Source organism: Nocardia sp. FDAARGOS_372 (assembly GCF_002554515.1).
In the GTDB taxonomy this organism is placed as follows: domain Bacteria; phylum Actinomycetota; class Actinomycetes; order Mycobacteriales; family Mycobacteriaceae; genus Nocardia; species Nocardia farcinica.
On sequence record NZ_PDDW01000002.1, the window covers coordinates 65,352 to 88,177 of the forward strand.

The 22,826-nt window shown below is 66.5% G+C and carries 25 protein-coding genes, 2 pseudogenes and 1 riboswitch; of the genes and pseudogenes, 13 read left to right on the forward strand and 14 right to left on the reverse strand.

The genetic code is table 11. The features are described from left to right. Positions 1-82: 82 nt before the first annotated feature. The gene (locus tag CRM89_RS29850) at positions 83-319 is read right to left on the reverse strand and encodes a PLDc N-terminal domain-containing protein (RefSeq protein WP_157838502.1); all 237 of its coding nucleotides are present in this window, start codon (positions 317-319) and stop codon (positions 83-85) included. Between the two features lie 373 nt (positions 320-692). Between CRM89_RS29850 and CRM89_RS31255 the strand changes: the two genes are divergently transcribed. From CRM89_RS31255 to CRM89_RS29875, 5 genes are all read left to right on the forward strand, one after another. Then, complete coding sequence (locus CRM89_RS31255) at positions 693-1,163, forward strand: hypothetical protein (protein WP_172964649.1); 471 nt, start codon at positions 693-695, stop codon at positions 1,161-1,163. Positions 1,164-1,227: 64 nt separating this feature from the next. After that, the gene (locus CRM89_RS29860; RefSeq protein WP_050768387.1) at positions 1,228-3,828 is read left to right on the forward strand and encodes a tetratricopeptide repeat protein; all 2,601 of its coding nucleotides are present in this window, start codon (positions 1,228-1,230) and stop codon (positions 3,826-3,828) included. A gap of 197 nt (positions 3,829-4,025) precedes the next feature. Then, positions 4,026-4,577 carry a recombinase family protein gene (locus CRM89_RS29865; RefSeq protein ID WP_011212413.1) on the forward strand — a complete coding sequence of 184 codons (552 nt, stop codon included), beginning with the start codon at positions 4,026-4,028 and terminating at the stop codon, positions 4,575-4,577. Positions 4,578-4,653: 76 nt separating this feature from the next. Beyond that, complete coding sequence (locus CRM89_RS30215; RefSeq protein WP_127516417.1) at positions 4,654-5,160, forward strand: hypothetical protein; 507 nt, start codon at positions 4,654-4,656, stop codon at positions 5,158-5,160. A 53-nt stretch (positions 5,161-5,213) separates the two neighbouring features. Then, positions 5,214-5,723, forward strand: a complete 510-nt coding sequence (locus CRM89_RS29875) for a GNAT family N-acetyltransferase (protein WP_011212415.1) — start codon at positions 5,214-5,216, stop codon at positions 5,721-5,723. 86 nt (positions 5,724-5,809) lie between these two features. Here CRM89_RS29875 and CRM89_RS30600 read toward each other — a convergent pair whose 3' ends face one another. The 3 genes from CRM89_RS30600 to CRM89_RS29900 all read right to left on the reverse strand — a co-directional run bounded on the left by CRM89_RS30600 (position 5,810) and on the right by CRM89_RS29900 (position 10,020). Further along, positions 5,810-6,451, reverse strand: a complete 642-nt coding sequence (locus CRM89_RS30600; protein ID WP_127516419.1) for a hypothetical protein — start codon at positions 6,449-6,451, stop codon at positions 5,810-5,812. Positions 6,452-6,906: 455 nt separating this feature from the next. Continuing rightward, the gene (locus CRM89_RS29890) at positions 6,907-7,953 is read right to left on the reverse strand and encodes a hypothetical protein (protein ID WP_050768388.1); all 1,047 of its coding nucleotides are present in this window, start codon (positions 7,951-7,953) and stop codon (positions 6,907-6,909) included. Positions 7,954-8,857: 904 nt separating this feature from the next. Beyond that, a protein-coding gene (locus tag CRM89_RS29900) for an IS3 family transposase (RefSeq protein WP_098087181.1) occupies positions 8,858-10,020 on the reverse strand; the annotation gives its coding sequence in 2 pieces (ribosomal slippage) (positions 8,858-9,733 and positions 9,736-10,020; 1,161 coding nt in all). Between the two features lie 111 nt (positions 10,021-10,131). Here CRM89_RS29900 and CRM89_RS32345 point away from each other — a divergent pair. Next, positions 10,132-10,305, forward strand: a complete 174-nt coding sequence (locus CRM89_RS32345; protein ID WP_098087182.1) for a DUF3892 domain-containing protein — start codon at positions 10,132-10,134, stop codon at positions 10,303-10,305. A gap of 154 nt (positions 10,306-10,459) precedes the next feature. On the opposite strand, the gene CRM89_RS29910 is transcribed toward CRM89_RS32345, so the two are convergent. Then, the gene (locus tag CRM89_RS29910) at positions 10,460-10,882 is read right to left on the reverse strand and encodes a hypothetical protein (RefSeq protein ID WP_011212420.1); all 423 of its coding nucleotides are present in this window, start codon (positions 10,880-10,882) and stop codon (positions 10,460-10,462) included. Between the two features lie 241 nt (positions 10,883-11,123). Here CRM89_RS29910 and CRM89_RS29915 point away from each other — a divergent pair, with 241 nt between their 5' ends. Further along, the gene (locus CRM89_RS29915; protein WP_041561591.1) at positions 11,124-11,420 is read left to right on the forward strand and encodes a hypothetical protein; all 297 of its coding nucleotides are present in this window, start codon (positions 11,124-11,126) and stop codon (positions 11,418-11,420) included. Between the two features lie 52 nt (positions 11,421-11,472). Here the strand turns inward: CRM89_RS29915 and CRM89_RS29920 are convergent, their stop codons facing one another. Beyond that, on the reverse strand, positions 11,473-12,702 hold the full coding sequence (locus tag CRM89_RS29920) for a hypothetical protein (RefSeq protein WP_228822196.1): 1,230 nt from the start codon (positions 12,700-12,702) through the stop codon (positions 11,473-11,475). A gap of 129 nt (positions 12,703-12,831) precedes the next feature. On the opposite strand from CRM89_RS29920, the gene CRM89_RS29925 reads away from it, so the two are divergent. Then, positions 12,832-13,191: a hypothetical protein gene (locus CRM89_RS29925; RefSeq protein WP_011212423.1), complete on the forward strand. Its 360-nt coding sequence runs from the start codon at positions 12,832-12,834 to the stop codon at positions 13,189-13,191. A gap of 136 nt (positions 13,192-13,327) precedes the next feature. Here CRM89_RS29925 and CRM89_RS30605 read toward each other — a convergent pair whose 3' ends face one another. The 3 genes from CRM89_RS30605 to CRM89_RS29935 all read right to left on the reverse strand — a co-directional run bounded on the left by CRM89_RS30605 (position 13,328) and on the right by CRM89_RS29935 (position 14,998). Further along, a complete protein-coding gene (locus tag CRM89_RS30605; RefSeq protein ID WP_127516423.1) occupies positions 13,328-13,522 on the reverse strand; it encodes a hypothetical protein in 195 nt (64 codons plus the stop codon). A gap of 473 nt (positions 13,523-13,995) precedes the next feature. Beyond that, positions 13,996-14,244 (reverse strand): hypothetical protein, encoded by a 249-nt coding sequence (locus tag CRM89_RS29930; RefSeq protein ID WP_041561594.1) that lies wholly within the window; start codon positions 14,242-14,244, stop codon positions 13,996-13,998. 451 nt (positions 14,245-14,695) lie between these two features. Continuing rightward, positions 14,696-14,998, reverse strand: a complete 303-nt coding sequence (locus tag CRM89_RS29935; RefSeq protein ID WP_127516425.1) for a hypothetical protein — start codon at positions 14,996-14,998, stop codon at positions 14,696-14,698. Positions 14,999-15,050: 52 nt separating this feature from the next. On the opposite strand from CRM89_RS29935, the pseudogene CRM89_RS29940 reads away from it, so the two are divergent. From CRM89_RS29940 to CRM89_RS29960, 5 genes and pseudogenes are all read left to right on the forward strand, one after another. Next, positions 15,051-15,704 (forward strand): annotated as a pseudogene (locus CRM89_RS29940) (Tn3 family transposase); the annotation flags it as partial. Between the two features lie 91 nt (positions 15,705-15,795). After that, a complete protein-coding gene (locus tag CRM89_RS29945) occupies positions 15,796-16,197 on the forward strand; it encodes a MerR family DNA-binding protein (RefSeq protein ID WP_006438312.1) in 402 nt (133 codons plus the stop codon). After that, the gene (locus tag CRM89_RS29950; protein ID WP_006438313.1) at positions 16,194-17,195 is read left to right on the forward strand and encodes an alkylmercury lyase family protein; all 1,002 of its coding nucleotides are present in this window, start codon (positions 16,194-16,196) and stop codon (positions 17,193-17,195) included. The genes CRM89_RS29945 and CRM89_RS29950 overlap by 4 nt, the downstream gene beginning before the upstream one ends. Before the next feature lie 130 nt (positions 17,196-17,325). Further along, entirely contained in the window at positions 17,326-18,279 is a 954-nt protein-coding gene (locus CRM89_RS29955; RefSeq protein ID WP_041561597.1) for a site-specific integrase, read from the forward strand. A gap of 89 nt (positions 18,280-18,368) precedes the next feature. Then, positions 18,369-18,611: pseudogene (locus tag CRM89_RS29960) on the forward strand (integrase core domain-containing protein); the annotation flags it as partial. Between the two features lie 79 nt (positions 18,612-18,690). After that, a riboswitch (Fluoride riboswitch) is annotated at positions 18,691-18,780 on the reverse strand. A 237-nt stretch (positions 18,781-19,017) separates the two neighbouring features. On the opposite strand, the gene CRM89_RS29965 reads toward CRM89_RS29960, so the two are convergent. The 5 genes from CRM89_RS29965 to CRM89_RS29985 form a co-directional block, all read right to left on the reverse strand. Then, entirely contained in the window at positions 19,018-19,416 is a 399-nt protein-coding gene (locus CRM89_RS29965; protein WP_011212428.1) for a pyridoxamine 5'-phosphate oxidase family protein, read from the reverse strand. A 66-nt stretch (positions 19,417-19,482) separates the two neighbouring features. Next, the gene (locus CRM89_RS29970; protein ID WP_011212429.1) at positions 19,483-19,902 is read right to left on the reverse strand and encodes a DUF302 domain-containing protein; all 420 of its coding nucleotides are present in this window, start codon (positions 19,900-19,902) and stop codon (positions 19,483-19,485) included. 48 nt (positions 19,903-19,950) lie between these two features. Then, positions 19,951-20,196: a DUF2892 domain-containing protein gene (locus CRM89_RS29975; RefSeq protein WP_011212430.1), complete on the reverse strand. Its 246-nt coding sequence runs from the start codon at positions 20,194-20,196 to the stop codon at positions 19,951-19,953. A 53-nt stretch (positions 20,197-20,249) separates the two neighbouring features. Then, complete coding sequence (locus tag CRM89_RS29980) at positions 20,250-20,519, reverse strand: metal-sensitive transcriptional regulator (RefSeq protein WP_011212431.1); 270 nt, start codon at positions 20,517-20,519, stop codon at positions 20,250-20,252. Positions 20,520-20,593: 74 nt separating this feature from the next. After that, positions 20,594-22,753 carry an MMPL family transporter gene (locus CRM89_RS29985; RefSeq protein WP_011212432.1) on the reverse strand — a complete coding sequence of 720 codons (2,160 nt, stop codon included), beginning with the start codon at positions 22,751-22,753 and terminating at the stop codon, positions 20,594-20,596. Between the last annotated feature and the right edge of the window lie 73 nt (positions 22,754-22,826).

Genomic DNA, 22,826 nt, shown 5'->3' on the forward strand with positions numbered 1-22,826 from the left:
GCCCGACCTGGGTCGCAGCCGCGTTCGGGTCTCCCGCGCGCTTCTCTACCGCTACCTCACCGAGACCAATACAGCCTGACCTTCAGACCGGTCGTCCGTCGTCGACGTCGCACGCCACGCGAGAACGGGCACGGAAGTACCAGGCCAAGGCACCGACCACCGGCACCAACCACACCACCGCCAACCACGCGACGCGACGTCCAGCAGTATTCGCCACGGACAAGATCGAGACAGTCGCTATCGGGACCGAGACGAACCAGACGATCAGGAACAACCCCAGCGCAACAAGTTCCACCAGAAACATGCCGAAACCGGGCATGCAGTCCACCCCCGCCTCAGTGCAGTCGCTTATCCCTGCTCCAGCCCACAGCCTGGTCGTCACTTCGAAATCGTAGAGTGTGGCCCGCGCCCTCCCGCGCTGGCGCATCGCTGTGGATTTGGAGTACACCCCAGCTCGACACCGGTGGCGGGTTTGCTGCGGGCCGACAACAGAGCCAGGCGTTCCCCAACGGCCAAGGCGACAAGAATTCGACGGCGACGGGGCCCCGCTCCTGGCCGCCGGTAAGGCGCCCAAACCGGAGGTAGCCGGTCGGACATGCCTCAGGTCGACATCGTCGAGGGGTTTTGCGCCGGGTCGTGGTGTCGGTCTCCCGTATGACGTTGTTGTGCGGCGTTTCTCGGTTAGGTTGTGGGTGTTCTGGCTGGTGGTCGGCCGGGTGTCATGTGGGGAGACGGTTATGAGTTCGGGATCGGGGTCGTTATGGCCGGTGGCGGTGCCGATCGCGGTATCGGTGGTGGTGAACGTCGTGGTGGCGATAGTGGTGAACCTCGCCACCGGGGGCGGGCCCTGGTGGATGTGGGTGCTGATCGCGGTGTTGACCGTGGTCGGGATCGCGACCGCGATCTGGCAGTACCGGAAGCAGCAGTCGTCCACGCCCCTGGCCGAGCCAGCACGTTCAGTCGAAGCATCGGGTGCTCGCAGTGTGGCGGTGGGCGGTAACGCGGGTTGGATCAGCACCGGCGACAACTCGACCGCACCCCAGACAGTTCCGACACCACCACCATCCACGGCTTCGCCTGCACCGGGATCGGTGACAGCCAGCGGGGAGCGTTCGGCGGCGGTCGGGGGAGACGCCGGCGGCGTCACCACCGGCGACCAATAGTGACCGGGCCTCGAATATGCCTGCCCCCGACGGTCGGAAGCCCTCCGGGACTGTGGTCGGTGGCGTGCACGCGGAAGGTGCGCGCTCGGTCGCAGTCAGCGGAGACGCTCGCCTGGTTCAGACCGGAGACAACGCCACTGCCCGGATAGTTGAGCTCCCGGCGGAGGCGTACCGCCCCATCTCCGAGGTCGACGCCCCACCTGGCATCGACAACCTGCCCATCCGGCCAGCGAACTTCGTCGGCCGCACCACCGAACTGGACAAGCTCGACACCATGCTCGCGAGTGCGGGGCAGGTGGTGGTGCAGGCCGTGCACGGGCTCGGTGGGATCGGCAAAACCACCCTGGTCGCACACTGGGCCGCCACCCGCACCCACGGTTGCTCCCCGATCCTTTGGCTCACCGCCGACACCCCTGCCGAGATCACCCAAGGTCTCGCGGGTTTCGCGGCCGCACTGCAGCCAGCCTTATCCACGGTGCTGGAGGTCGAACAACTCGCCGAGCGAGGGCTGCAGTGGCTGGCCACCCACACCGGATGGCTACTCGTCCTCGACAACGTCGAGGACGTCACCGACATCAACCCCGTCCTGGCCCGCGCCGGGACAGGTGGGCGGATCGTGGTCACCAGCCGCCGCGCGACCGGCTGGCCGACGGGCACCGCAGTCATCCGTTTGGACGTGCTCGACCCCACCGAGTCCCTGGAACTACTCACCGGTCTGCTCACCGCCAGCGGTCCTCGCGACGAGGACGGGGCTGTCGAGTTGTGCGCCGAGCTGGGGCATCTGCCGCTGGCGATCGAACAAGCCGGCGCCTATTTGGCGCAGAACCCGTTCCTCACCCCACGGGCCTACCTGCAGACGCTCGACACCTACCCCGCCGAAACACTCGGGCACGGCGGCGTGGACACCGATGCCGAACGCACCATCGCCCAGATCTGGCGGGTCACCCTCGACCGCATCACCACCATCCAGCCGATGGCGGCAGAACTGCTGCGTGTCCTGGCCTGGTATGCCCCCGACGCCATCCCGCTTTCCATGTGCCAGAGCATCACGGACCCACCCACACTCAATACCGCCCTCGGGGTCCTCACCGCCTACAACATGATCACCCCCGACCTGACCACCAACACTGTGTCAATCCACCGCCTCGTACAGGCTGTAGCGTGCACGCCTGATCCCACCGACCCTCACCGTGACCCGACCGCGATTGAACAAGCCCGAGACCAAGCCGCAGACGTCTTGCTTGCCTGCCTCCCTGATCATCAAGATCCGGGCACCTGGCTGACGTGGCGGGCTCTATTGACCCACGTGGACACCTTCACGGGAAAGGTCCAAAGCACCTCTGTTACCGACGCCAAGGCGCAGATCCTCACGCGCGCCGGGCAATTCGTGCTCGATCAGGGTATGCACACAAGCGCGCTAATCTACTATCGCCAAGCTTTGACCGAATACGAGCGGGTGCTAGGTGCCGAGCACCCCCACACTCTGGCCTCCCGTGGCAACCTCGCCGGCGCCTACCAGTCGGTGGGACGGCTGGACGAGGCAATCCCGCTCTACGAACAGGCCCGCACCGGTCAGGAGCGGATTCTCGGACCCGACCACCCCGAGACCATGGCCGCGCGCAACAACCTCGCCTACGCCTACCAGTCGGTGGGACGGCTGGACGAGGCAATCCCGCTCTACGAACAGGTCCTCACCGACTCCGAACGCATACTGGGCACCGAGCACCCCGACACCCTGAAATCCCGTAGCAACCTCGCCTACGCCTACCAGTCGGTGGGACGACTGGACGAGGCAATCCCGCTCTACGAACAGGTCCTCACCGACTCCGAACGCATACTGGGCACCGAGCACCCCGACACCCTGAAATCCCGTAGCAACCTCGCCTACGCCTACCGATCGGTGGGACGGCTGGACGAGGCAATCCCGCTCTACGAACAGGTCCTCACCGACTCCGAACGCATACTGGGCACCGAGCACCCCAATACCTTGACCTTCCGTAGCAACCTCGCTTTCGCTTATGAGTCAACGGGACGACTGGAGGCGGCAATCCCTCTGCTAGAGCAGACACTGGCGGATCGGGAGCGCATATTGGGCGACGAGCACCCCCACACCTTGATCTCCCGTGGCAACCTCGCTGGCGCCTATCAGTCGGCGGGACGGCTGGACGAGGCAATCCCGCTCTACCAGCAGACCCTCACCGATCGGGAGAGAATCCTGGGCGTCAAGCACCCCGACACCTTGATCTCCCGCAACAACCTTGCCTACATCTACAAGTCGGCGGGACGGCTGGACGAGGCAATCCCGCTCTACCAGCAGACCCTCACCGATCGGGAGCGCATATTGGGCGACGAGCACCCCCACACCTTGATCTCCCGCAACAACCTTGCCGGCGCCTATCAGTCGGCGGGACGACTGGACGAGGCAATCCCGCTCTACCAGCAGACCCTCACCGATCGGGAGAGAATCCTGGGCGTCAAGCACCCCGACACCTTGATCTCCTACAACAACCTTGCCGGCGCCTACCAGTTGCTGGGACGACTGGACGAGGCAATCCCGCTCTACGAACGAACCCTCACCATCTCCAAGGAGCTTCTTGGGGCGGAGCACCCCACCACCCGTTTGATTCGTGGAAATCTCGCGGCTGCGCGGGAGGCGACTCACTGACCTGACGCTAGGCGTATCACGTTCGTCGCGACGTCAATTTGGGGTAGAGCCCAACTAGACACCCCTGACCGAGACGTCTTGCGTCCGAATAGAGTCCGAAACCGAATTTCTTGACACTCGTCCGATGAGTTCTTAGATTCCAACCTGACAACCAGCCGCAGTCGCGGCCGGATCCGGACAAGCAGGGGGAGGGCGCGGTGCGCGTCGGCTACATCAGGGTCTCGACCGTCGACCAGAACACCGACCGACAACTCGACGGCATCGACGTCGAGCGCGTCTTCACCGACAAGGTCACCGGCAAGAACGCCAAACGGCCCGCCCTCCAGGAGATGCTCGCCTTCGTCCGCGACGGCGACACCGTGCTCGTGCACTCCATGGACCGCCTCGCCCGCAACCTCGACGACCTCCGACGCCTCGTCCGACAGCTCACCGGCAAAGGCGTACGCGTCGAGTTCGTCAAAGAGGCACTGACCTTCACCGGCGAGGACTCCCCCATGGCCACCCTGATGCTGTCGGTCATGGGCGCCTTCGCCGAATTCGAACGCGCCCTGATCCTGGAACGCCAGCGCGAAGGCATCGCCACGGCGAAGGCCCGCGGCGCCTACAAGGGCCGAAAGCCCGCACTCACCGCCGACCAGGTGACGGCGCTGCGCGAGCGCGCGGCAGCCGGCGAGCCGAAATCCGCCCTCGCGAGAGAGTTCGGAGTCAGCCGCGAAACCGTCTACGCCTACCTTCGCGCCACTGCCTGACACCGGCCTACGTGGCACATCGACATCTTCGGTCGTGGTCGCTATTGTTCCGGCGAATCTGCGGCAGGAGGTGGTCGTGAAGTACGAAGACACCGGATCGGCGCTGGAGGAGTACTCCAACGAGCGCGACGCCGACGGCTACTGGGAGCCACAACTACTCGAGGAGCCCGGCCGCGTCCACGCCTTCTGGCGACGCCCTCCAGCGCTCGACTTCATCCAGAGTTGGGACGGGTTGTCCGCAGTCTGCCGCCATCCCGTTCGTGTGCTGCTGCCGCTGCCGTTCGACAGCAACGGCGCAGACGCATGTCCTGAGTGCGCTCGAATACTCGCTGCGCGGGCTGCCGACCCTGAGGGCTGGGAGGAACGCCGTCGTGAGCACCAGCGCCGCCGGATGAGAGAAGAGGACTACGAGGAGCTCAAGGTGCGGCGTGTCCTCCAACTTCGTGACGAGAACCCCGACCTCACTCCAGAGGATTTCGACCACCTGAGTTTCGAAGAGCTCTTCGATCTCGTCCACAGCTCCGACCCGTTTGACGACGATGACCTCTCCGACGACGTAGGGCCGCTGGGCGGCGCCTGGTAGATCCCGCCATCGCATGGGGACAGCTCCACCACTGTTCGATACGGTGTGCCGCCATGGTGCATCTCCGCTACTTCACCGACTGCGACGAAGCGATCCGGGCACGAGTCCTCGAATGGGTGCGCACCGACGAGTTCATCTCCCGGATCGGGATGCCCGACCACGAACTCAAGCACGTCCCCGGCGCCGAAACGCGCACTGGCCGGGTCCACAACTGGGTCATCTTCGTCGACGAGCAACCCGTGGGGTTGATATCGGCACAGATCCAGGACCAGCCACGCAGCCACAGCCCGCTTAACCGAGAACTTGATGATCCTGCCGACTACCCGTTGCTCGGGACGGTGACCTACATCGACCGACAGCACCGCAGCCGCGGATACGCATCGGCGGCGAAACATGCCATCAGCGAACACGTCGCCGCAGCCGGAGTTCAAACCTTCGGTTGCATTGTCGCCGGCGACAACCCGCAGAGCCTGAGATCGATCAGTAGAGCTGGATACGAGCGTGTCCACACCGAGAAGGTCGACGGAAAGCCGGACAAGCTCTACTTCCGACGGCGGCGGTAACCACATTCGCTACCGCCAACTCCGGGCCTGCCGCTTCGTCAGTGACCCCTGAGGGCCGTTGCACGGGATGTGCCGTTTCCTCCCAGCTAGGCCTTGCGGGCGCGACGACGAGAGGTCTGCCCCGCCTCCGAGACTCCAGCTACCCAAGCACCCGTTTTTCCACTCGGGACACGGAGCTGCTTGTACTTAGTGGAACTTCCCCGCATCTTCGTCGGTTTGGAGCTGCGCGGAGATGGAGATTCTGGTTCCTTGGCGTCTGCACCCCTACGGCCGGGCCGCCGGTCCCACCTGCTCGCGAATGCCTTGATCGCACGAGCATCCCAAACCGGCCCCGTCCTCAGCCGATACAGAGGCTCAGGAAACCCGACAGTGCCCTGAAGCTGGTGCACACGCTGACGCGAGACCTCCAACTCGTCCGCAACCTCCGCCGCAGATACCAACTGCGGCAGGTTGGGCGCGTCCGCCTCGGCGAAGTGGGTCTCCTCATCGACCACTTCAACCGCCACAGGAGACAGGCCGGTGACAGGCCGAACAAGCGCAGCAGCGAGTCCGGCCGCCTCCACCGGATCCTCTGCTTCGATATAGACGCTCAACATGACCGCAACACCGGGGAGCCGTCCCGCCGTGGCATCGACATCCGCGAGCTCTTCTTCCCACATCGTGAGCTCTTCTCGGTCGATCTCAGCCGAGCTATAGCGCAAGGTCACTACCCAGATCACTGATCTCACGCTCCTTCCGTCGATGCCTTGCGGCGTACAGCACGCTGCTCTTTCTTGCTGGGGGGCGGAACCTGAAGGCCGGCAGCCTTCAATTTCACTTTCAGGTCAGCCATCCGACGGCGAGGATTGCTCGGTGTAGCCGGATACTGCGCGATGTACTCCCCGTCCGGATCAAAGAACTGCGTATATCCCCTCGTGGTGTCCACTACCCGCCAGCCCTGAGAGCGCGCCCAAGCCGCAAGGTCGCTGATGTCACTGTTCAAGCGGTTTCTGTCCCCTCCAGACTCGCCTAAATATTGCGATACGTCAAGCTTTGAAGACTATACAACGTCAAGATTTGCATCAGCAACAATCCTGCTGATCGGTCCGAACTCTGGGCCAGATACTCGCTGACATGCCCCTGCTCCAGCGCCGCAAGGGAGGCTCTCCCGAGGCGCTCGGTAATCGGTTCGGATCGCTCTACTTCAGTCAGTAGGCCATGAATACCTCTCGTCGAGGGCCAGCATCAGGCTCGTGGCCACCATGACCGCCAGGACTGCGTTCTCCGGGGTGAAGTGATCGGGGTGCGCCTGGTGCGCGACGACGTGGCGCGAAAGGGGCACCGGCCTCGGCTTGCCGGACTTCGGATTCCAGTCCGTCAGCAGGTTCACGACCGGCGCAACACCGAGCACGTACCGCAAACGATCCTCCTGGAATGCCACTTCCAGGTTGGTCACCCTGCACTGGTGCTTCGCCTTGCCGGATTTGTTGTCGATGTGCGCTTCGATCTGTGTGTTGCACACGCTTACGCCGAGCGCTTGCGCCGCTTCGTGGTGCCCGTCGGCGAGGGCAGCGATGGCCTTCAGGAGCAGTGGCCGCTGCTCGGCGACCAGTGGGTCGAGCTGGGAGTCCACCGCTGCTGCACAGTCGTCCAAGATCTCGGATGTTCGGGCCACCAGGATGGCATCGCGTCCGGCACGATCCGGGGCTTGCGCAAGTTCGGAGACGATATCCGCCCGCGGAATGTACACGATCGGGATGCCCTCGTTCTCGACGATCTGCTGCGCGAGATCCAAGTCCAGAGCCTCCTCACCCATAGGCCAGTTGGCCGGGTATCGCGCGAAGAGCGAGTCGATGAGCTCCTGGACTCCCGGCGGAATGAGATCGCCCGGCGCCGGGATGTGGTGGCGAAGCATTCGCTGCACATCGACCGCCGGAAGCTGGGGCATCGGCCGGGCGACATCGAAGGTCGGAATATCCAGCCTAGGCAGATGGACGCCGGCCAGGATTCCGTCGAAGACCGCCGAGCGGAGTGAGTGGGTGACATCGATGGCGGCTTCCATGTGCTGAAACAGGCCAGGATCCAGCCTTATCGGCTCAAGTCGCGGCCATGGGATGTCCGTCGGCAAGCTCGACTGCAGGGACCCCATGAGGTCGATCGTCGGCCAGTGCGGCGCGGTGGCCCGGAAAGCGCGCGCGGCGATCTCTGCCAGTTCACGCCTCTGTGCATCCGTCATCTTCGGGAAGGTCACGGATCGAGATTACGGGCGGCTACAGGTAGCTCGCCTGGTCATTTCCGGCTGGCTCCGAGGGCGGACAAGCCCCTAGGAACCCGTACCCATCCCGAGCAGCAGCCCGCCGGGACCTGGGCGGCTGCCCCACCTAACGGTGGGCGAGCGGCGGAGTAGGAGAACGGCCGCGGCAACCACCAAGACTGACGCGGGGCATCGGTTCGGAGGTTCGTTCCTCCTTCGCCGAGTTGCCCACCAACCAGGAATCGAACGGTCCGCGCCGAGAGTCGTTGTGCCAGCTCGCTCGACCCGTTCGGGCCCTATCTTGCCCGATAACCATAGTTATCAGGCAACAGTCTCCGATGGCATCGCGCGGCGCCCGGTGTCCCAAATCCGCCCCGCAGACAGCCGGTGGCGACGCCGGCGCGGTGCAGGGCGTCGATCTGGTGGTCGCGGTTCTGCTCGGCGGTGGAGACCCGCCCGTATCCGATCAACAGGAGGAAGAAGCATGGGAGTCCGGGCGCCGGACGCGGAAAGGCCAATGCCGAGCGACTCGGGCGGGAGAAGTTCGCGCGGAGGCGCACCGCTGCCGGACCGCCGAGACGACGCAGCCTGAACCCCTTCCTGCGGCGCCCCACCACCCGCACGCGCCGTCACCTCGTCGGCATCACCCCACTCGGCAATCACCACACCGGCATCGTCGGACCGGAGCACAGTCCGCCCCTGGCGTGGTCGCGGTCGGCTCGCAGTTAGCAGCGTGTCCATTGTTGTCAGACGTAACTGCTATGACAGGGCAGTCGGGAACCTGTGTGGAGCAAAGGAGTAGAAGGTGGCGGTTTTGTTCACTCATCGGCGTATGTCGCCCGGGGGGACCAGAAACGAGCACATCACCCGGGACTGATGCAGGATTCGGTGACAGGTTCGGTCACGCGGCCTGACTGGCCGGTGGGGTCATGATTACTTCGTATTCGACGGGCGTCAAACGCCCGAGGCCGGTCTGCCGGCGCCGCCGGTGGTAGGTGCGTTCGATCCAGGTGACGATCGCGATGCGCAACTCCTCACGCGTGGACCAGGATCGGCGGTCCAGGACGTTGCGCTGCAAGAGCGCGAAGAAGCTTTCCATCGCGGCGTTGTCACCGGCCGCGCCTACCCTGCCCATCGACCCTGTCATGCCGTGACGAGTCAAGGCGTGCACGAACTTCCGGCTTCGAAATTGCGACCCGCGGTCGCTGTGAAGCACACATCCGGCAACGTCGCCGCGCCGGGCGACAGCATTGTTGAGTGCCCGGACCGCAAGCACCGACTTCATGCGGGAGTCGATGGAATACCCGACGATCCGGTTGGAGAACACGTCCTTCACTGCGCAGATGTAGAGCTTGCCCTCACCGGTCCAATGTTCGGAAATGTCCGATAGCCACAGCTGGTTCGGGGCATCGGCGGTGAAGTTGCGGCGGACCAGGTCCTCGTGCACCGGCGGGCCCGGTCTGCCCTTCCCGCCGCGCTTCTTGCCGAACACGCTCCACCAACCTCGTGCCGAGCAGATCCGCCACGCGGTGCGATCGGCCATCGGCTCGCCCGCGGCCCGAGCCTCGTCAGCGAGAAACCGGTACCCGAACTCCGGATCGTCACGGTGAGCATCGAACAGCGCGTTCGCTCGATACGCCTCGTCGAGTTCGGCAGTCGTAACCGGTTCGGCGAGCCACCGGTAGTAGGGCTGGCGGGCCAGCCCCAACACCCGGCACGTCACCGCGACGGGAATCCCGTCGTCGGCCAGCTCACGGACGAGCGGGTAGGTCATTTTCCCGGCAGATTCGCCTGCGCAAAATAGGCGGCGGCTCGTTTGAGAACCTCGTTCTCCTGCTCCAGCAGCCGAATCCGGCGCCTGGCTTCCCGAAGCTCCGCCGCCTCGCTTGAGGTCATGCCCGGTTTCACACCATCGTCGACATCGGTTTGCCGCATCCATTTCGACAGCGTCATCGGGTGGATCCCGAAATCCGCGGCGACCTGCTCCAACGTCACCCCGTCATCACGGTTGCGAGCCACCCGGACGACATCGTCACGGAACTCGCGGGGATAAGGCTTGGGCACAGCGACATCCTTCCAGCCCACCCGAAGGCAAGCCACATCAGGTGTCACCTACCCCTGCAGCAGCCCCCCCACGTGAAGTGGCGCCAAGAGCACGATGGGGAGACAGGTTTCATGACCAAGCCGCAAGCGGTGGAGTGGCTGGACGATGGCAACAGAGCCTTCGTACAAGGCCCGCACTCCCGCGTGGAAGTCGGAGTGGTACGCGAAGCCGGAAAAGAGCCGTACCTGAGGACCCATGCCAACGGTAAGTGGGACGACAACCTCTTGTCTCTCCCGTTGTTCTAACTCACGGCGATGGTGAGCACGGGCTCGGGCACGACGTGGTAACTGTCGACGACGAAGCCGACCCCCACCTGGTGAGACTGCATACGGCCAGCCTTCACGACGAAAACCGCCCCGCTTCCGAGACGGAAGCGGGGCGGTTGCGTGTGGGGCCAGGCTACATGCGGATCCCCAGGACCGAGGCCATGCACCACTTGAGGATGCCGCCGCCGACCGGGCCCAGGCGCGGGATCCATGCCTTGGCGGCCGCAACCGCGCCGCCGGGGCCGCCGAACATGAAGCCGGCGACGATCGGGGCGGCGACGAAGCCGAAGCCGCCGAGGCATCCGGCGAACATGGCCGTGTCGGCCGCCCAGTTCCGCTTCACCGGAGTCACTTCCGGCCGCAGGTTGGCAAGCGCCGGGGCGGCGACGGTCTCCGCGGCCGCCTCCTGCGTGGCGCCGAGCGGTTCGCCGACCACCTGCGACACCGCCGGAGCGGTGGGGGTGGTCGGTGCGGCGATGGCGGCGGTGGTGCCGCTGAGCAGGATCGCCGCCGTGCTCACGACGGTGATGCTGGCCTTACGGATGGCGCTGGTCATTGCTGGCTACCTTCCTTCTGGCGGAGGTCGAGGTGTGGTTCCGCCGTCGTTCCGGTCGCCGGTGCGCGACCGTGAACTACAACATATTTGTATTACAAATATACGTCAAGTGTGTCTATCAAGATGCTTTGCTGTTGATGAGACAAGCGGCTCGGGTGTACATATTCAGGCAGGTTGTAGGCCATAATGGACGTATGACCACTTGCGAGTGATCGCGGCGACTCGACGAAGGGATGACGCCATGCGCGGCGAAGGGAAGAGCAAACCGGCCGGGAAGACCAAGACCTTGCAGGTCCGCGTCGACGAGGAGACAGCGCGGCATTTCGCTGCGATCGCGCGGGCGCGGCGGATGACCGAGTCCCAGCTGCTGCGCGCGACGATCTCGGAGATGCTGCGCAGTTCGGAGAGCAATGTCGATGTGCTCAAGGCCGAGCTGCGGGCGGAGTTCGAGGCGGCCGAGGCCGCGCTCGATGAATTGAGCTCGGAGTCCAGGCAGGCCGCCGTCGCGGCGGGGTCCCGTCAGCGGTCGACTCGCTAGGAGCCTCGCCACGGGGGACACGGAGACGATCGTGAGGGCGGGATACTCACGATCAGGGGCAGCTCTTGAGCACATAGACCGGCATGGCCGTCACCAGGACCGGGCTGTTGCCGTCCCGGACCAGAACGTTGATCGGGCGCAGATTGTAGCCGCAGAAGAACAGGGCGGGATCGGAGCTGACGGCGAGCTCGAACTGGTAGACGATCTCGCCTTCTTCGTCCATCGCGACGGGGGTGTAGGTCGTGGCCAGCTGCAGGGCGCCGATGCCGGGGGCGGCGTTGGCGTCGTTGACGAGCATCGTCGTGCCGGGCGTGATCGTCAGTCCCGCATCGAGCCCCAACGCCAGCTCGATGTTCTGATCGGTGCCCAGGGCGGGATCACGCCAGCCCAAGTGGATCTCGGCTCTCAGCCGGTGATCGACCCCGGTCACGAACGCGTCGTCGGGAAGGTCTCCGGCGACCGACTGCATGCGGGGATGGGGCTGCTGCTCGCTTTCGTGGACGAGCACACGGGCCACCACATTCGGCACCGCCGGCCCGACATAGGTTTCCGGGAACCCCGGTGGGAGCGCGATCTCGGTCGCGGTGACGATGTCCGGGTTCTCGGTCGGGCCGTGCGAACTTCCCGCAAGATAGCCAGCGACAATCCCCGCGATCGCCAGACCGGCGGTGAAGGCGAGCCTTGTCGGCAGGCTCAGGCCGTTGATGCGCCGCTCGAGCAGGGCCACCTTGTTCTTGATCCGGCCCGGCGGAAGGATGCTCTGCAGGGAGAACGGGTCCGGCACAGACGCTTCGGGAATCGTGAAACGGCGCAGGACATCGACCAGCGCGGGCACCGCGGTCTGGGCGCTGTAGTCGTCGTGGGGAATCACTTCCGCCAGGCAGTGGAAGTCCCGGGTCGCGGCCGGGTGAGTGGTCGGCTCCATCGTCGCCGAGTTCGGCCCCGCGGCCGTTTCCACGACCAGGGTGGCCAAGATCAGCGCCGCGCCCTCGATGTAGGTCAATCCCAGAGCGACCAATCGGGGATCCCGCAGCTCCAGCGCCGGGTCCAAGACGATCTCATTGCCTCGGCGAAGCATCATGAACGCCACGTGCCCGCCCAGCAGGAGAGGCCAATCCGGCAGGTTCCCGCCCGACTCCTTCTCCATCCCGGCATTCAAGCGTGCGGTCTCCATCGCGGTGCTCAACACCGCCACATCGATGGATTCATGAGTCACTGTGTCCGGGAGACTCACTATCTCAAGGACTTTCAGTGCCAGCGTCTTCAGCTTGGCAGTGTTCATCTCGACCACCGCGCCATAGTAGTGGCGGGTCACATGCCTGTCGGCGGTCTTCGTAACGCCCGACCCCTTCCCAGCAGATCATTCATGCAATACCGTAATACATTCATCAATGCAACGGAGAGTGCAGACATGTCCGAGAGCCGTCCGAGAACAAAGATCCTGACCGTCTTAGGTACCGTCGCCGCGGCCGCCCTCTGCACAGCTTTTCTCGGCTGCCCCACCGCGGCCGCCGCCGACGTGCCACTGGACTTGCACGCCCAATGCGCAACCCAATACCCCGAAACCCCCCACGCCTACGCCGGCCACCCCATCCTGATCGCACCCGGCAACGCCTACTCCTGGCGCTGCGAACAACCCTCCAAACTGCCCGGCGGCGGCCTGCTCTCCAGCCTTTTCCTCGACACCGACGCCTTCTGCGTCAACAACCGTCTAGGCCACGCGCTCGCCCTCGACACCGACAACCCCCACAGCTGGGTCTGCCGCCAATAACCGGCACACCGCCGCCACCATCTCCAGCGCAGGCAATCGGACTCCTGATCCGACGCCCGGAGGCTCCAACGCAGGCCCGGCCCGGTATTCGACGCCGACCGAACGCATCCCAGGTCTCAGCCTAGAGGCTTGGGACTCAGCTCAGCAGGCCGCTCAACAGGTCGATGAGACGCACAACCGTCTCGATGCGCTCGATGAAGGTGCCTGTGGTGATCACAACGCGTCCCGCTCGGCGCAGCCTCTGCCTCCACCTGCCATGAGGGTTCGCCGGGCTGGCGTCAGAAGGCTCGGGATCACCGGAAGGTGCTGGTGTTCGGTCGTTATCGGACATGAGCGGGCACCGTAGACAGGTGGGGTGCAGCGACCGATCCGACGAGAAAAGTGACAGTTCGCGCAGTGCCGGGACATCCGGGCTCCTCAGCAGAAGGATCTCGCCCGGCCAGAGGCCAGCAGCAACAGCGCCACCAACAAGAGCCTGCCTACCGAGCCGCTACACCCCTGTGCGGTCCGATACAGGATTTATCCCCGCGCTCCAGCGACCCCGACCATCCGAACTACTCGCCTTGTAAGCGAAAGGGCGTCGTTGGTCCGGTCGAACCGGGTGCCGAAAACGTCTGCAACACTCGTAATGAAAAGGTCGGCAGTTCGCCTCTACTACCGGTCTCGGGCCAGGCTCCTCTGTGGCAGAGTGCCTGGCCGGAGGCCAGTGACAGGTGTACGCGAACACGATAACCGCCGCGTAGTAATCGAAGTCTTTGCCACCTCCGACACGCGGAGGCGTGCCCCGGAGCGGGGACGGCTCGGTCAGAAGGTCGGGAACATGGCTCCCTGAACCCAGACGACCGCGGCAACCGCGGTCGGCGGCAGGCTGAGGACGAACTGGTTGCCCTCGTTCTGGGACAGGACGATCCTGAGCCAGCCGTTGTCCTGCGGGACCGCGGCGTCGACATCGACGTGGCAGATCGTTGGGCGGTTGCTGTCCCACTGGAGCGGGAGCGTGTGCGGCAAGGACGCGGCGGCTTCGGGGGTCAGGTAGACGCGTTCGTTCGACATGAAGCCACACGATAGGAGCGCGGGCCGAACACGCCCCGGCATCCCAGGGCGTGTCCATGAGCAGTGCCGTGGATGGTCGCAAGCCCGGTAGCTGGTTGAATGTCTTCGCCACACCTGCCTGCCCTTCGGCCGCCCTGGCTCGGCGCAGGTGTGGTGTTCGGATACCGGCAGCGTCGCCGGGCGCGGTCAAGCACCCGGCCCATCCGGCGACGCTGCACCGATCGACATTTCTTCCGATCGGAGACAGCCCCCACCGGCTGACCTCGCCCAGCGGGCGTGGAGATCCGCGGTGTCGGTCACCTTCCGCCCGACCGTTGTGCAGCTGTCGCTGCGTTCAGGCAGGCCCTGCAGCACAGGGATCGTCGGCGGCGGCACCGGCCTCGCGCTCAGGGCCGCATCAGGCTCCCCCGGCCAGAGGACATCCCGCCCGCTCAGTCCTGAGCCTCGGCCTTCATCGCGGGCGAGTCACCGGCCGGGGACCGCACAAGCCCGTGCTGCCTGTGCTGCTGCCACTGCCCGGCTCCACGGTGCAGGCGAGTATGTCCTTGTAGATCCCGGGGGTGCCGGGATCTGCGGTGATGACGTGCGGGGTTGCAGCACCCGGGGCGGGGGTTTGCCCTTCGGCACCGGCGGAGGCGGTGGTCATGATGGTCGCCGCAGCGATGGCCGCGAGGGCGGCGACGGTGCGATTGCGTGCTGTCGGATTGTTGAACATGGCAGGTGCGCTCCGTTTCGGCGTGAAGAGTTCCACCAAGGTAGCGACTATGAAGTGTTTCAGTTTCGAAAAGGATGCCCCCGGTTCTGGGGGCCGGATCACCCTGTACCGGGCGGCGCCGCGAGCCCAGGTCGAGTCCGCGTTCCCGCACGCGGGCCCGCTTTTGACCCGGCGGTGCAATCTCGATCTGATCGCCGAGCACTACGACGACCTGCTCCGGCTGGCCGGGTCGCTGAAGTTCGGGCACGCCACCGCGTCGCTGCTGGTCGGCAAGCTGTCGGCGTCGGGCCGGCAGAACGCCCTCGCGGCGGCGCTCAAGGAGTACGGGGCGCTGCGGCGCACGATCTACGCCGCCCGGTATCTGTCCGACCCGGGCTATCGACGCAAGATCTCCCGCCAGCTCAACAAGGGCGAATCCCTGCACGCGCTCCGCCGCGACCTGCTCTACGCGCATGAAGGAACCGTGCGCGCGAGGCACCTGGAGGGACAGACCGAACAGGCATGGTGCCTCACGTTGGCGACCAACGCCGTCATCGCCTGGACCACAGAGTATTACGGGCTGGCGGCCGAACAGATGCGGCGGGCCGGGCGGCGCATCGACGACGAGGTGCTGACGCACATCTCCCCGGCCCACAGCGAGAACATCAACTTCTTCGGCGCCATCGAGGTCGACATCGACGCCGAACTCGCCCAGCTCGGCCCCACCGGGTACCGGCCGCTGCGCGTGCGCGACACCCTGTTCTGACCCGGGGGAAACCGAGAGACACCCAGCCGAGAGGATCCGGCGGCTGCGCGGCCTTGACCCTGTACTCGGGTACAGGGTTGAGAATGTGTGCATGCGGACCGGTGAGCTGGCAGCCAGGGCGGGGATCAACGCGCAGACCCTGCGCTATTACGAGCGCCGTGGTCTGCTCGCGCGACCGGCGCGGTCCCCGGCAGGCTACCGCAGCTACCCCGACGAGGCGGTCGCGGTGGTCAGGTTCGTCAAACGATCCCAGGAGCTGGGGTTCACCCTCGACGAGGTCGCCGAACTGCTGCGGCTGGCCGACGGCGGCCCCGACGACTGCGACACCGCCCGCGCACTGGCCGAGTCGAGGGTTGCCGAGCTGGAACGGCGTATCGCGGACCTGCAGCGCATGCGCGGCTCGCTGGCAGAGTTGATCGCGACGTGCGAGCTGCCCCGCAACCGCCGGTCCTGTCCGATCCTGACCTCGCTGCACGAAGGAGACCACCCGTGAAACTGGAAATCCTCCAGGTCCCCGACTGCCCCAACGTGGCGGTACTCGAACAGCGCATCCGGCAGGCGACCGCCGGCCAGCCGGTGCAGCTCGAGATCACCCGCCGTGTGATTGACGATCCCGGCCGGGCCGCCACCGCGGGTATGACCGGATCACCCACCCTGCTGGTCGACGGCTGCGACCCGTTCGCAACGCCGGGCCAGGTCCCGAGCCTGTCGTGCCGCCTCTACCCCTCCGACACCGGGCGGCTCGACGGCGCACCCTCGGTCGCCGCGTTGCGCGCCGCGTTGCGGCTCGTCCCGGACGGCACCGCGGCACTCGGGGACGACACCGCATCCTCATGCTGCACCCCACCCGCCGCCGAATCTCCGGCAACAGTGCTCCGCGCCTGGCGCGCCGCCGCGCAACCGGCAGACCCCACCGAAAAGGCTGTGCACCAGGCGATCCTGCGTGCCTTCGCCACCGATGGGCAGGCGCCGACCGGTGACGATCTGACCGAGATGGCCGCCGGGCCCGACGTGCCGGTCGAGCAGCTACTGCGCCGCCTGCACGACGCCGACATCGTCCGCCTCGACGCGACCGGGAGCATCGCGGCGGCGTATCCATTCTCGGCCACACCGACGCCGCATCGAGTCCGGATCGCTGGTGGAGCCACGGTTTCGGCCATGTGCGCGGTCGACGCGCTCGGTATGGCCGCGATGCTCGACACGCCGGTGACGATCACCTCCGCCGACCCGGTGACCGCCGACCCGATCACGGTCACCGTTGACGGCGGGCACGTCACCGCCGACCCGGCCACCACGGTCGTCTTCGTCGGCGCACAGGCCGGCCCAGGCCCGTCCGCCGACACCTGCTGCCACTACCTCAACTTCTTCACCGACCGCGCCAGCGCCCAGGGCTGGGCAGACACCCACCCCGGCATCGGCGGCGTTATCGTCGAACTCCCCGACGCCCACCACCTCGGCACCACCATTTTCGGGCACCTGCTGCACAGCTGACCGCACCCGGGCGTGCCACGGATAACACCCTGTTATCTGTGGCACCATGAAACCCGGCCTGCGACGACTCCGCTCCGGCGGTGCGCGAAGCGGCCCTGTTATCTGTGGCAAGCAGGCCAGGGAGGTCACAATGTTGTCGTCCGGGATCACCGTCCGCGCCGCCGGCGACGGCTTCCTCGACTCGATCCGCTCCCCGAACACCCGCCGCTCCTACGCCATCGCCGTCGATAAGACCACCGCCAGGCTCGGCGAGGCCCGGCCGCTGGCCAATGTCGCCGACGACGAGATCGGCGAAACCCTGGAAACTTTGTGGGGCGAGGCGGCGGTCAACACCTGGAACGCCCGCCGCGCCGCGGTCGCGTCTTGGCTGGCGTGGTGCCGCGAGCACGGACACCTCGCCCCGGCGGTCCCCGCGTGGGTGAAACGCTCCACCCCGCCGGACTCGGCCACCCCGGTGCGCTCGCGCACCGCGATCGACCGGCTCATCACCCGCCGCGACATCGACCTGCGGGAGAAGACGCTGTGGCGGATGCTCTACGAAACCTGCGCCCGCACCGAGGAACTGCTCCAGGTCAACATCGAAGACCTCGACCTGGCCGGGCGGTGCTGCCCGGTGAAGTCCAAGGGCGCCAAGCCCCGCACCCGCCGCCGCGGTGCCACCCACCACGAGTACGCGCACGAGCTCGTGTACTGGGACGCGGGCACCGCCCGGCTTCTGCCACGCCTCACCAAGGGCCGCACCCGCGGACCGCTGTTCGTCACCCACCGCCGACCGGGCCCCGGCAAGGCCGCCGCCGACCGGGACATCTGCCCCGACACCGGCCTGGCCAGGTTGTCCTACGGCCAGGCCCGCGCCGTGCTGGATGCCGCCACAGCGACGAATGGCCCCGGCACCGGCTGGGACCTGCACGAACTCCGGCATTCTGGCCTGACGCATCTCGGCGAGGCCGGAGCCAGCCTGCTCGAGCTAATGGCCAAGTCTCGCCACCGCAAACCCGACAACCTGCGCCGCTACTTCAAACCCTCACCGGCAGCCATGCGCGGAATCACCAGCCTCCTCGGTCCCGACCGCAGCCACCGATAGCGGCCGCCAACAACGGCTCGTCCGTCTACCCGCTGACCAGGCGCTACGCGAACTTCGTTGTTTTTTGCGCCATTACTGCCGGAACCCCGACCCAGTCCATGGCAGCCGTCGGCTCCTCGGCCGACAACGCTCTGGCCGAGTCGTTCAACGCCACCATCAAGCGCGAGGTCCTCCAAGACGCCGCCTGCTGGCCCGACGAGGCCACCTGCCGCCGCGAGGTCTTCCGCTGGCTCGTCCGCTACAACACCCGCCGCCGTCACTCCTGGTGCGGCTACCTGTCCCCGTCCACCTACGAGGCCCGCCGGGCCGCTACGCTGCCAACCGCTGCGTAATCACCCACCGTGTCCAAGATCCGGGGGTAGGGCCCAGCTGAAGGTTCGCGGTGACCGGACAACAGGCAGACTCCTTCCTCGTGGGGAAGGAACCATCAGCCCCGGACCGGGGCGGTTCAGACGGCCCATAGGTCGGTCGTCTCGGCGGAGATCCATCGCCTGCGGACTCATCATAGCGTTGCGGTGCGGTTCGCTCCCTTTCCCGCTGCGTCCGTGACGGCGCGCCTGTGACATCACCTTTCGTGGGAGATCTGTCCTGCGCGAGGTTGTGCAGCAGCTTGCTCGACCTTGGGCCAACCATCCATGGCGTGATCCAGGCATCGGCGAGCAAGAGTGGACCGCGCGTCGGTGGCCAGTCTCGGCGAGTCCGGTCGGGCAAACAACTCGGTCGCCGATCAGCAGCAGGTCAGGGCGCTGGTGGTAAGCGAAGACCGGAGATGCGTTCGATGTCGATGCCGATGACCTGGTCGTGGGGTGTGGTGACCCAGGGGCGTCGGGGGATGTCGGCGGCGGCGACGAGTTCGTCGATGTCGGAGATGGCTGTGGCGGGTCCGGTGATCAGCACGGTCCATCCGCTGTGGGAGTCGGGATCGATGCGGTCCACTTGTACCGCCACGGTCTGGCCGGTGACCGCGCTGCCGTGGGCGCCTGGCACGGTCCACACCACGATGCGGTCACCGGCGACGGTGAAGTTGATCGGCCGGATCGCCGGGACCCCGTCCTCGAGGTAGGCGATGCGGGCGACCGGGACCGACCGCAGCAGGACCCGGCACTCGGTGTCGCTGATTGTCGACAGCTTTTTCATCGCTTGAGTTCCTTTCGGCGGGAAGGTTGTCTGCCCGGATCGGTCCTGTTCGCGGCCGGTGTCCGGTCAGTGGGAGCGGTGCAGGGAGTCGATGGCTGCTCGCAGTCTGGTCGTGGCGTCGGCGGCGATGGGTGCCAGCGCGGGTTGGTTGGTGAGCTGCACCATCAGTTGGGGGTTCATCGCCTCGATGATGATGTCGGTGTCGTTGTCGGGTGAGCGGCGCACGACGACGTTGCAGGGCAGCAGCAGTCCGATCTGGCGGTCGATCTCGACCGCGCGGTGGGCCAGGGGCGGGTTGCAGGCGCCCAGGATGCGGTAGTCCTCCATGTCGTGGCCGAGTTTGGCTTTCAGGGTGGCCTGCATGTCGATCTCGGTGAGCACGCCGAAGCCCTGTTCGGCCAGCGCGCGCTTGGCGGCGTCGACGGCGTCGTCGAAGCTGGCGGTCACGGTGGTGGACAGTCCCAGGTCGGTTCCGGTGTCGGTCATGTGCGGGCTCGCTTTCTCGGTTCGGTGACGCTGAGGGGTGGCCGGTGGTCAGGTACGCGCGACCGTGCAGGTCGCGGTGCCGGCGGGCAGGCCGAGGCGGGCCATGAGCAGGCTGGCCGGGCACCAGCCGAGCGCGCTGTAGAGCAGCAGGTTGGCACCGACCAGGGCGGTCAGTATCAGCCACCACGGTGAGAGGGTCGCGGCCAGGGCGGCGCTGAGCAGGATCAGCGTTCCCGCCAGCAACGGCACCACTCGGTCGATGGTCCAGGTGCGCGGTCGCGTGGGCAGCGTCATGACGTGTTATCTCCTTGTCCTCGGTCCCGGTCCAGGACCGAGGCGGGTAGGGGTCAGGCCAGGGTGAGGAACAGTTTTTCCAGTTCCTCGACCGTCATCGGGTCGGCGCCTTCGCCGGGTTGTCCGGCCAGGCATTCGCGCAGCCCGGTGGCGACGATCTTGAATCCGGCCCGGTCCAGGGCGCGTGAGACCGCCGCGAGCTGGGTGACGACGTCTTTGCAGTCGCGTCCCTGCTCGATCATCGCGATCACGCCCGCGAGCTGTCCGTGTGCGCGGCGCAGCCGGTTCAGTACCGGTGCGATGCTGTTCTCGTCGCCGACCATGGTGGTGTCTCCGTTCTCGTGCCGTACCCCTCCCAAGATACCCGATGGGGTATTCCGGGAGGGGTTCGCGCACGTCAGTGGTGAGCGAAGCTGATGGTGGGCAGCACCCGGGTCAGCCACGCCGGGCTCCACCAGGCAGCGTGCCCGGTCAGGCGCAGCATGACCGGCAACAGCACCAGCCGCACCAGGATCGCGTCGAGCAGGACCGCGACACCGAGGATGATGCCCATCTCCTTGGGAGGCAGTGGGTCGGCCAGGGCGAAGGTGAAGAACACCGCCACCATGACCGCCGCGGCGGCGAAGATGACCCGCCCCGAATGCGCGAGCCCGTCGACGTGCGCGGCGTGGGGGTCGCCGGTGCGTTCGTAGTGTTCTTTGGCGGTAGCCAGCAGAAACACCGTGTAGTCCATGGCGATGGCGAAGATCATCGCGAAGAAGAACACCGGCCCCCACCCGTCGAGGAACCCCTGTGGAGTGAAGCCGAGCAGTTCGGCGCCGTGCCCGTCCTGGAAGATCAGTTTGGCCACCCCGAACGCGGCCGCGGTCGAGAGCAGGCTGACCAGGGTGCCCAGGGCCGCGATGAGCGGGGCCTGCAACGCGATCAGCAACAACACGAACCCGAGCACCAAGATGATGCCCACCACGATCGGCAGATAGTCGTCGAGGGCTTGTTGCAGGTCGAGGTTTTCCGCCGCCGCGCCCCCGACCACCGCGTCGGCGGGCAGGTCGGCGCGCAACTGGTCCAGGATTTCGGCCATCTGCGGTGCGGAGGGATCGACTGCGGGCATGGCCTGCATCATCACCAGATCGGCGCCGTCGGCGGCGGGCTGGGGCGGGGTGAGCATGACGATGCCGTCGCTGGCGCGCGCGATGGTCGCGGTGGCCGCCGCGTCGGCGGTCGGGGTGATGATCGAGAGCATGCCCGGGGCGCCCGGGCCCATCTGCTCGGCGATCAGTTCATAGCCTTGGCGCACCGGCGCGTCGGTGGGCACGACGGCGATCGAGGGCATCGCGGTTTTGAGCCCGAACACCGGTGCGGCCAGCCCGATCAGGATGGCCAGTGCCACCGCGGCGAACGGCCACGGGTGCTTGTGCAGGATCTGGCCCCACCGCGCGAAGACCGGCGAGCGGTGCTGCTGGCGGCGCGCGTAGGGCAGCGCGGCGGCGTTGACCTTGGTGCCGAGCGCGCCGAGGACGGCGGGCAGCAGGGTCAGGGTCGCGGCGAGTACGAACACCACCGCGAGCATGATCCCGACCGCCATGGTCCGCACGGCGGGAGCGGGCACGATCAGCACCGCCGACAAGCTCACCAGCACCGTCAGCCCTGAGAGCAGGACGGCTTTGCCTGCGGTGTCCATGGTTTCGGCGACCGCGGCGCGGGGATCGCCGGTGCGGGCCAGCGCGTCGCGGAAGCGCGCGACCAGGAACAGCGCGTAGTCGATGCCCAGGGCCAGGGCGAACATCATGGCGAAGTTCATCGCCCACACCGAGATCGGGGTGATCTGGTTCAGCAGCACCAGTCCACCTGCGGAGGCCACCAAGCCCGCGAGGGTCAGCAGCAGCGGCAGCCCGGCCGCGACCAGTGACCCGAACGCCAGGACCATGATCGCCAGGGTGACCGGCCACGACAGCATCTCGGCCTGGATCATCGCGTCGTGGTTGGCGGCGTTGAAGTCGCTCCACAGCGCCGAGGCCCCGGTCGGATACACCTCGATCCCGTCTTCGGACAGCGCGGTCAACGCGGCTTTGTGCTCGTCGACGGCTTTGACCATGTCATCGGTGGAGGCATTGGCGCCCGCGATCACGATGCCGGTGTGTCCGTCAGGGCTGATCGTGAAGCCCGGTTGCGGGGCGATCACCTGCCCGATCCGCTCGTCCCCGGCGAAGACCGCCGTGACCTGCTCAACCACGCGTGCCATCGCCGGGTCGCCGATCGTGGCGGTGTCGGAATGGATCACCACCTGCACCGCGGCCGAGGAGTTACCGCCGAAGTGCTGCTGAGCCAGCTCTCTGGCGCGCACCGATTCCGAGCCGTTGGCCTGCCACCCGGCCCCGGCCAGGGAGGTGAACACACTCGGCGCGGCGGCGCCCAGCGCGACCAGCACCAGCAGCCATATCCCGATCACTGCCCGGGTGCGCCCGGCCATGAACGCGCCCCACCGGCCCAGAAGCCCCGGACTCGAGTCCGGGTGCTGGCCGCCAGCGGCGGTCCCAGCGAGTCTCGTCTCGACCATACAGCCCTCCTTAGATACCCTTGGGGGTATATTCAATCCCGCGACGACAATACCCTATGGGGTATCGTGGTGT